Source organism: uncultured Meiothermus sp., assembly GCF_937863175.1.
Classification (GTDB): Bacteria; Deinococcota; Deinococci; order Deinococcales; family Thermaceae; genus Meiothermus.
Window position 1 is genome coordinate 1 of the sequence record NZ_CALMCQ010000063.1, and the last position, 8,288, is coordinate 8,288.

General features: G+C 59.2%; 8 protein-coding genes. 4 read left to right on the top strand and 4 right to left on the bottom strand.

Going from position 1 to position 8,288, the window contains the following annotated elements:
- Positions 1–418: EVE domain-containing protein (locus tag Q0288_RS02525; RefSeq protein WP_299426700.1), on the top strand; the 418-nt coding region annotated here is incomplete at its 5' end.
- Between the two features lie 88 nt (positions 419–506).
- Here Q0288_RS02525 and lon read toward each other — a convergent pair.
- Positions 507–2,963, bottom strand: a complete 2,457-nt coding sequence (gene lon / locus Q0288_RS02530; RefSeq protein WP_299426703.1) for an endopeptidase La — start codon at positions 2,961–2,963, stop codon at positions 507–509.
- A gap of 162 nt (positions 2,964–3,125) precedes the next feature.
- On the opposite strand from lon, the gene Q0288_RS02535 reads away from it, so the two are divergent.
- Positions 3,126–4,082: a DUF1517 domain-containing protein gene (locus Q0288_RS02535; protein ID WP_299426706.1), complete on the top strand. Its 957-nt coding sequence runs from the start codon at positions 3,126–3,128 to the stop codon at positions 4,080–4,082.
- 1 nt (position 4,083) lies between these two features.
- Here Q0288_RS02535 and Q0288_RS02540 read toward each other — a convergent pair whose 3' ends face one another.
- Positions 4,084–4,566: a redoxin domain-containing protein gene (locus Q0288_RS02540; RefSeq protein ID WP_299426709.1), complete on the bottom strand. Its 483-nt coding sequence runs from the start codon at positions 4,564–4,566 to the stop codon at positions 4,084–4,086.
- Between the two features lie 112 nt (positions 4,567–4,678).
- On the opposite strand from Q0288_RS02540, the gene ispG reads away from it, so the two are divergent.
- Positions 4,679–5,902, top strand: a complete 1,224-nt coding sequence (gene ispG / locus Q0288_RS02545) for a flavodoxin-dependent (E)-4-hydroxy-3-methylbut-2-enyl-diphosphate synthase (protein WP_299426712.1) — start codon at positions 4,679–4,681, stop codon at positions 5,900–5,902.
- Positions 5,903–5,959: 57 nt separating this feature from the next.
- On the opposite strand, the gene Q0288_RS02550 is transcribed toward ispG, so the two are convergent.
- Positions 5,960–6,550, bottom strand: a complete 591-nt coding sequence (locus tag Q0288_RS02550) for an ADP-ribosylation factor-like protein (protein WP_299426715.1) — start codon at positions 6,548–6,550, stop codon at positions 5,960–5,962.
- Between the two features lies 1 nt (position 6,551).
- Complete coding sequence (locus Q0288_RS02555) at positions 6,552–7,043, bottom strand: roadblock/LC7 domain-containing protein (RefSeq protein WP_299426718.1); 492 nt, start codon at positions 7,041–7,043, stop codon at positions 6,552–6,554.
- 17 nt (positions 7,044–7,060) lie between these two features.
- Here Q0288_RS02555 and Q0288_RS02560 point away from each other — a divergent pair.
- On the top strand, positions 7,061–8,288 hold a 1,228-nt coding region (locus Q0288_RS02560), incomplete at its 3' end, for a M20/M25/M40 family metallo-hydrolase (protein WP_299426721.1).

Below are 8,288 nucleotides of genomic sequence, written 5' to 3' on the forward strand. Positions count from 1 at the left end.
CATGGCGTACTTTCTCAATTTATTCTCTCCAGAAACCTACGAGGCTTTTACAGAGTCAAGTCAAACTGTTTCGGGGTTCAGACCCCGACAAAGAAATGCGGTAGGACGGATTCAAATTGGTGACAAGCTTATCTGCTACATGACGAAGCTTTCCCGCTGGGTCGGTTTATTCGAGGTGTTGAGCGAGCATTTCATCGATAACACGCCCATCTTCCAAACAGAAAATGATCCATTCGTTATAAGGTTCAAGGTCAGACCCCTGATTTGGTTACCAAAAGAACATGGCGTTCCGATTCATGAAGATGATATTTGGAAGGGTTTATCCTTCACTAAAGATTTGGACAAAAACTCAATCACCTGGACAGGAAAGGTTCGCTCGAGCCTCTGCTACACAAATCCGTGCTCGAGTCCGCCCTAGTGCGCCAGATTGCCCAGCAGCACCGCCTCAAACGGCTCGAGCGGTCTGGTTCGGCGGCGCGGGCGGCGAGCCGAACGACTACGGCTTTTCAGGCTCGAGCCGCAGGCTGCACTTTGCCTCGACGGGCCTTTTTGGTCGCGGGGGCTGAGGTTTGGCGCTCGAGGGCACCCATACCCCCTACCAGCGTCCAGTTCAACACCTCGTCCAGCGTGTCGGCAAAGTGGAACTTGAGGTTCTGGCGCAGATAGACTGGAATATCGGAGAGGTCGGGTTGATTTTGCTTGGGCAAAATTACTTCGCGGATGCCTGCCCGGCGTGCCCCCAACACTTTTTCCTTAACCCCGCCAATGGGCAAGACCCGCCCTGTGAGGGTGATCTCCCCTGTCATGGAAACATCGTTCCGCACTGGTGCTTCGGCCAGGGCCGAGACCAGGGCTGAGGTAATGGCAATACCTGCCGAGGGGCCTTCTTTGGGTACTGCACCTGCCGGAACGTGAATGTGCACATCGGAGCTATCGAACTTTTCCAGCGCAATGCCAAAGCGCTGGGCATTCTTTTTGGCATAGGAAAGCGCAGCGCGCGCCGATTCTTTCATCACATCGCCGAGTTGCCCGGTCAGGATCAGGTTGCCTTTACCCGGCATGGCCGATACCTCGATAAACATGATGTCACCACCCACGGGGGTATAGAACATGCCGGTCGCCACCCCCACCTGCGGGGCTCTGGCCTCGGACTCGGGCTGAAAGCGCGCCGGGCCGAGATATTTTTCCAGATCGTTGTCGGTAATGCGGATACGCCTTTTGCCACTTTCCAGAATGGCGCGGGCCGACTTACGCAATAGCGTACCAATCTCGCGCTCGAGGTTGCGCACCCCAGCCTCGCGGGTGTAGTGGGAGATCAGGCGTATCAGGGCGGCCTCGGTGACAACCACCTGGTTCTCCCTGAGACCATTTTCGCCAAGCTGACGGGGCAGCAGGTAACGCTTGGCAATCTCGAGCTTTTCTTGCTCGATATAGCTGGTGAACTCGAGCAATTCCATGCGGTCGAAGAGTGGCCCCGCAATGGTATCGGTGAAGTTGGCCGTGCAGATAAAGAGCACTTCGCTCATGTCGAAGGGTACCCCGAGGTAGTGGTCGGTGAACTCTTTGTTTTGCGCAGGGTCTAGCAGCTCCAGCAGGGCGGCTGCAGGGTCGCCCTGGTAGGAAGCCCCGAGTTTGTCCACTTCATCTAAAAGAACCACCGGGTTCTTGCTACCCGCCTGCCGAATACCCTGAATGATGCGTCCCGGTAGAGCCCCAATATAGGTACGGCGATGGCCGCGAATATCAGACTCATCCCGCGCACCCCCCAGCGAGATGCGATGATACTTGCGGCCCAGGCTTTTGGCAATGGATTTGGCAATGGACGTTTTGCCCACCCCCGGCGGCCCCACAAACAGTAGAATAGGGCCTTTGGAGACCTCCTCGAGTGGAATCTCTCCCTTTTTCTGGCGCTCCAGCTTCAGCTTCCGCACGGCCAGGTATTCCAGCACCCGATCCTTAACTTTTTCCAGCCCGTAATGGTCTTCTTCCAAAATTCTGTGGGCTTCTTTGAGGTCAATCTGGTCTTCGGTACGGGTATTCCAGGGCAGACTGGTAATCCAGTCCAGATAGGTGCGAACCACGCTGGCTTCGGCGGAGTCGGGATGCATCCGGGCAAAACGTGAAAGCTCACGCTCCACCTCGGGCAGTACGCTCTGGGGCAGCTTGAGGGCCGCCACCTTTTCGCGGAACTCCTCCACTTCCATCTCGCCCTCTTCGCCGTGCAACTCGCGCTGGATGGCCTTCATCTGTTCACGCAAATAGAATTCGCGCTGGTTTTTGTCAATTTCATCCTTAACTTGTTGCTGGATGCGGCGCTGGGTCTCCATCAAGTCCAGCTCGGCGTCCAGCAAAATCGCAATGCGCTTCAGACGATCCACTACCGAGGGGGTTGCTAGAATTTGCTGCTTGTCTTCAAGCTTGAACTCGAGGTGAAACGCAATGTTGTCGGCCAGTTGCGAGGCGTCCTCCAGATTCATCACAAACTGGGCCACCTCGGGCGAAAGGTATTTTCCCTCCTTGAGCAGGCTTTCGAAGCGCTCCTTGACCTCGCGGAACAGGGCCTTAACCTCGGTGGATTTGCCTTCCACCTCGGGCATCCGCACCACACTGGCTTCCAGATATCCATCCATCTTGCGATACTGCCCAGCACGAACCCTGGCAAAAGCCTGCACCAACATCTGCACCGAGCCATCGGCGTTTTTGCGCATCCGCAGCACATTACAAGCGGTGCCTACTTCGTACAGGTCATCGGCCCCGGGTTCTTCGACTTCCTTGTCACGCTGGCTCACAATCAGGATGACACGCTCCTGGGCCAGCGCAACATCAATCGCACGAATCGAAATGGGTCTACCCGCATCAATCGGCATCACCATGCTGGGATAGATCACCGAGCCTCGTACAGGGCAGACCGGAAGGGTATCGGGAAGGTGCGTGTTGCTGGGTTTTTCAGGTTTATCACTCATCAAGATTCACCGTCTATATCGAAAGTCTACTGCGTAAACGAAAGATCAAACATGGCTTATGTCAGCAAGACCACGATCCGACATGAGTCAGTTCATGTCAAGATTAGTGAATCTAATCATAGCAATAAGAACCCCCTGGCACAATGACGTATGCTGTTGGAAATGCGCGTTGCGGTGTTTGGGATACTGCTATTGCTGTGGATCTTTTCTCCCATGCCAGAGGGGAGTACTCTTGCGGGCGCAGAGCTGCCGGGATGGAATTCGGCGCTGGCCCAGCGTAGCGGAGGCGGGTTTGGCGGACGGGGCGGATTCTCGAGACCGCGTTCAGTAACCTCGGTTCCAAGGGTCAATCCTTCCCCATCACCCTCCCTTCCGCTACCCACCCCCAGGGGCTACCCCACATTTCCGGGCTACCCTGCCACCCGTCCCCCCGTCTTCATCAGCCCAGGAACTGGGTTTGGATTTGATCTCATTGCTATCGTGTTCATCGGGGGCATCATCCTGGTTAGTTTTTCGATGATTCGTGGACTGCAGCGAGCCGGAACGGGCATCGGTGTCGGTGGGGAGCCCGAAAGCACCGTGGCCCGTCTGCGGCTTGCTACGGTATTCACCCCCGAATTGCAAGCCAACCTGCGCTACGTGGCCCAGGCCGCCGATACCGAGAGCGTGCGGGGTCTGGCCGATCTCATGGACAATACGGCTGTGCTGTTGCTACGCGACCAGGCTGGTTGGCGCTTTGGCATGTACGAAGTCTGGGCCGGAAGCCTCCAAAAAGCCGAAGGGCAGTTCGATGCCTGGATGACCGAGACCCGTTCGGAGTTTGTCGAGACCTACCAGCACTTCGAAGGCCGAGAGGTAGTTCAGGCTGGTTATACGCCCAGAGCCGAGCCCGATGGACGTTACATTCTGGTCACCCTGCTGCTGGCGGCCAGCGGCGAACTCCCCAAAGTATCTACCCCTCTGCGAACCTCGAGCGCCCGGCAGGCTCTGCTGGCCCTGGCTTCCTCGAGTCCCGTCACCACGCTGGCTGCCTACATCGCCTGGACCCCCGAGGCCAGTGGCGAAGCCCTCACCGAGCAGGACTTGCTCGTAGGCTGGCCTCAGCTCGAGCTTCTCTGAACTACTGGCCTTCAGCCATCGTCACCGCCTTCACCGCTGTCGCTACCTCTTCATAGGGGGGTTCCTGAGCCGGTACTTCTGCTATCCAGACCCAGACAATCCGGCCCGAGGCATCCACCACATACGCGGCCCGCTGCGAAAAACCTGGCAAACCCCGCAGGCTGATCTCGAGCCCAAAAGCCCTGGTAGCTTCTTTGTTGTAGTCGGAGACCAGCGAAAAGGACAGACCCAGTGTTTTCGCATATGCCCCTAGCGTCCAGGGGGTATCCACGCTGAGACCGTATACCTCGGCCCCCAGGTCGTTGTATGCAGCCAGGCTGTTCCGGAAGGTACAGAGTTCTTTTTCGCAAACACGGGTATGCGCCGCCGGAAAAAACAGCAGCACCAGGGGCTTGCCCTGCACGAGTTGGGGCAGCGGCCTGGCTTCGGCATCGGTAGTGTAGACGGTCACGTCGGGAAGAAAGTCGCCAACTTGAATCGCCATTGTGTACCAGAGATTACCCCAAAAAAGTGCGCGGCGAGTGGGTAAGCCCCTGCCCCCCAACCCCTACCCTGGTCTACTTTTCACCTGACCCAAGGATATTAGACTTGGAGGCATGGTAGTTAACCGACGCAAAACCCCAACCGTCTGGGTAGGCAAAGTGCCGAAAGGGGGCGACCATCCTGTCGTCGTGCAGTCTATGACCAACACCGACACCGCCGACATCAAGGCCACGGTGGGCCAGGTCTGGGCACTGGCCCGGGCTGGCTCGGAAGTGGTGCGCATGACCGTCAACAACGACGAAGCCGCCCAAGCCGTACCGGAAATCAAGCGCAGGCTGGCGGATCTGGGCACCGATGTACCGCTGGTGGGTGATTTTCACTTCAATGGGCATATCCTCTTGCGCAAATATCCCGAGATGGCGCGGGCACTGGACAAGTACCGCATCAACCCCGGCACCGTAGGCAGGGGCAAGCAGCAAGACCCCAACTTCAAGACCATGTGCGAGGTGGCGGTGGAGTCTGGTAAGCCGGTGCGCATTGGAGTGAACTGGGGTTCACTGGATGCCAGCCTGCTGGACGAGATGATGGACGCCAATGCAGCCCTGCTCGAGCCTAAAGATGCCCATCAGGTCACGCTGGAAGCCATCGTTGAGTCGGCGGTGCGCAGCTACGACTGGGCCCTCAAATACGGCCTGACCGAGAATCAGATTATCCTCTCGGCCAAGATTTCCAATGCCCCCGACCTCTGGTGGGTCTACCGCGAGCTGGCCAGGCGCACCCACGCCCCTCTGCACCTGGGCCTGACCGAGGCGGGTATGGGCATTAGCGGAATCGTGACCAGTACGGCGGGTCTGGTTCCCCTGCTGACCGAGGGTATCGGCGATACCATCCGGGTCTCGATTACCCCCGCCCCCGGCGAACCCCGTACCAGAGAGGTGGAGGTAGCCCTGGAAATCCTGCAATCCATCCGGGTACGGCAGTTCAGCCCCAGTGTCGCGAGTTGCCCTGGCTGCGGGCGCACCACCAGCAGCTTTTTCCAGGAACTGGCCTTGCAGGTATCCACCCGCCTTAATGCCCAGATGCCGGTTTGGAAGACCCAGTACCCTGGGGTTGAAAACCTCAAGGTCGCGGTAATGGGGTGTGTGGTCAACGGCCCAGGCGAGTCGAAACACGCCGATATTGGGATTTCACTGCCAGGCACCGGCGAGGCTCCCCGTGCCCCGGTCTACATAGACGGACAGCTTGCCACCACCCTCAAAGGCGACCGCATCTCCGAGGAGTTTATGGGAATGGTGGAGGAGTACATCCAGAAGCGCTACCGCAAACAGCCAGTTTGAGCTTATACGCTGGGGGAGGGGCGGCAGTGTTCTGCAAAACACCTGTGCAAAACCACTCTAACTGGCGGCTGCAACCCGCGAAAGCACCTGGCGGCTTACGGCCTTGAGGGTCTCAAAGACCCCTGCGCCGTTGGTGGCCACGGCCTCGAAGATGGGTAGGCGTTGCTCGGGGTCAATGACGGCCTGAATCATCTCCAGGGGCAGGGCATCCAGGGTATCGCGTTTGTTGGCCTGGAGCACAATCGGGATATCCTCGGCCCTGATGCCATATTCGGCCAGATTTTCGCGCAGGTTGCGCATGGATTCGGCATTGGCCCGCAAACGGTTGGGTGCCGAATCGGCGACAAACACCAGCCCATCCACCCCCCGCAAGATCAGCTTGCGGGAGGCGTTGTAAAAGACCTGGCCCGGTACCGTATAGAGGTGAAAGCGGGTCTTGAAACCCTTGACCTCGCCCAAGTCTACCGGCAAAAAGTCAAAAAACAGGGTGCGCTCGTCCTCGGTAGCCAGCGAGACCAGCTCCCCTTTGCGGTTTTGCGGCACTTGCTGGAAGACCCAGCGCAGGTTGGTGGTCTTGCCGGACATCCCGGGGCCGTAGTAGACGATTTTGAAGTTGATCTCCCTGGCAGCAAAGTTAATCGTGCTCATATTAGTTACCAAATAACTCATCCAGGAGGGCACTGGCCCCATCCCGATACTCGCTATCAATCTCCAGGGTTCCAGGATTCACCACCGAGTCTCGGGTGATGACCTCGAGGGATTGTACCGCACGCTTTCCAAAGAGCTTGATCCGGCCCACCGGGGCCGAGTTGTCGAAGATCACCACCAGCAGGGCCAGATCCCCCACTTCCTCGGCATACATGCCATGGGTTGAGCCCTGGTGCAGTAGCTCGTTAAAGCGCGGCTCCCCCAGCATCTTGGCCAGTGCTTGCGTCGCCGCCGCGTTTCCTGCAACCAGGGTGGCAAGCGAGTCCAGCGCAGGGGGCCGGGGGGCCCACAGAGCCTCCCGGTGAACCAGCACAAACCCTTTGCGATCCAGTAACAGGGCATAACGAGCCCCGCTCTCGCGCAACAGCTCCTCGAGGACACGCGAAGCCTTCTCGAATGCGCCCCCAAAGAGTGCGATTGCAGGCTCAACCATAGTAGGCTAAGTCTAGCATGCACACGTTACCCACCCCTGTGATGAATTACGCTAAAGAAACGCTGGCCCGCCTGGTGGCCCTCCCGACCGTTTCGGCGGAGAACCGCGCCATCCCCGAGACCGCCCAACTGGTGAAAGAGTTGCTGGAGGAATTGGGCCTGCAGGTCGAAATCCACCCTACCGCAGGCGCTCCCGTGGTCTATGCCGAGGGCGGCGGGGACGGCCCAACCCTGCTCTTCTACAATCACTACGACGTACAGCCTGCCGACCCCCTGGAACTCTGGGAGTCCGACCCCTTCACCCTGACCGAGCGCGATGGCAGGCTGTACGGACGCGGGGCCAGTGACGACAAGGGTGAGATCGTGGCCCGCCTGGCAGCCCTGCGCTGGCTCCAGCAAGAGCACGGGCACCTCCCCTTCCGGGTCAAGTTCGTGATTGAGGGCGAGGAGGAAATCGGCAGCCCCAACCTCGAGCCCTACGTCGAGGAGCACCGGAACCGCCTTAGTACCGATGCCGTGATCTGGGAGGCCGGGGGGGTGGACGCAGCCGGGCGTCCCCTGGTCTACTGCGGTCTGAAGGGCATTGTGGGCCTGGAACTGCGCTGTAAGACCACCGCCTACGACCTGCACAGCAGCCTGGGGGCCATCGTGCAGAACCCCCTGTACCGTCTGGCTGCCGCGGTGGCCAGCCTGCGTGACCGCGATGGAAAGGTGCTGGTAAAGGGTTTCTACGACCAGGTTCGCCCCCTCACCGATTTGGAAGAAGAAACCCTGGGCCGCATCCCCGACGAGTCACCGGCCCTCATGAAAGAATACGGCCTGAACAGCTTTCTGGGCGGAGTGAGCGGCCACGCCCTCTACAAAAAATACCTGGCCGAGCCGGTCATCAACATCAACGGCATCCACGGCGGCTACGGCGGGCCTGGCTCCAAGACCGTGCTACCCGCCGAGGGTTTTGTGAAGATGGACATCCGGCTGGTGCCCGACCAGGAGCCGCGCCACATCGTGGACCTGGTGAAGGCTCACCTCCAGGAGCACGGCTTCGACGAGATTGAGGTGATCGCACTGGAGTTCGGCGAACACCCCGCCCGCAGCGACCTGGCCTCCCCCTGGGTCAAGACCGCCCTGGAAGCCTGCCGGGAAGTCTACGGCCAGGAGCCTGTGGTCTGGCCCAATTGCGCGGGCTCAGGGCCGATGTACCCCTTCACCCATATGCTTGGCGCCCCGGTGCTGGGCCTGGGTATCG

Coding starts and splice junctions, on each gene's coding strand:
- lon (WP_299426703.1), bottom strand. CDS start 2,963: ATGAGTGATAAACCTGAAAAACCCAGCAACACGCACCTTCCCGATACC.
- Q0288_RS02535 (WP_299426706.1), top strand. CDS start 3,126: ATGCGCGTTGCGGTGTTTGGGATACTGCTATTGCTGTGGATCTTTTCT.
- Q0288_RS02540 (WP_299426709.1), bottom strand. CDS start 4,566: ATGGCGATTCAAGTTGGCGACTTTCTTCCCGACGTGACCGTCTACACT.
- ispG (WP_299426712.1), top strand. CDS start 4,679: ATGGTAGTTAACCGACGCAAAACCCCAACCGTCTGGGTAGGCAAAGTG.
- Q0288_RS02550 (WP_299426715.1), bottom strand. CDS start 6,550: ATGAGCACGATTAACTTTGCTGCCAGGGAGATCAACTTCAAAATCGTC.
- Q0288_RS02555 (WP_299426718.1), bottom strand. CDS start 7,043: ATGGTTGAGCCTGCAATCGCACTCTTTGGGGGCGCATTCGAGAAGGCT.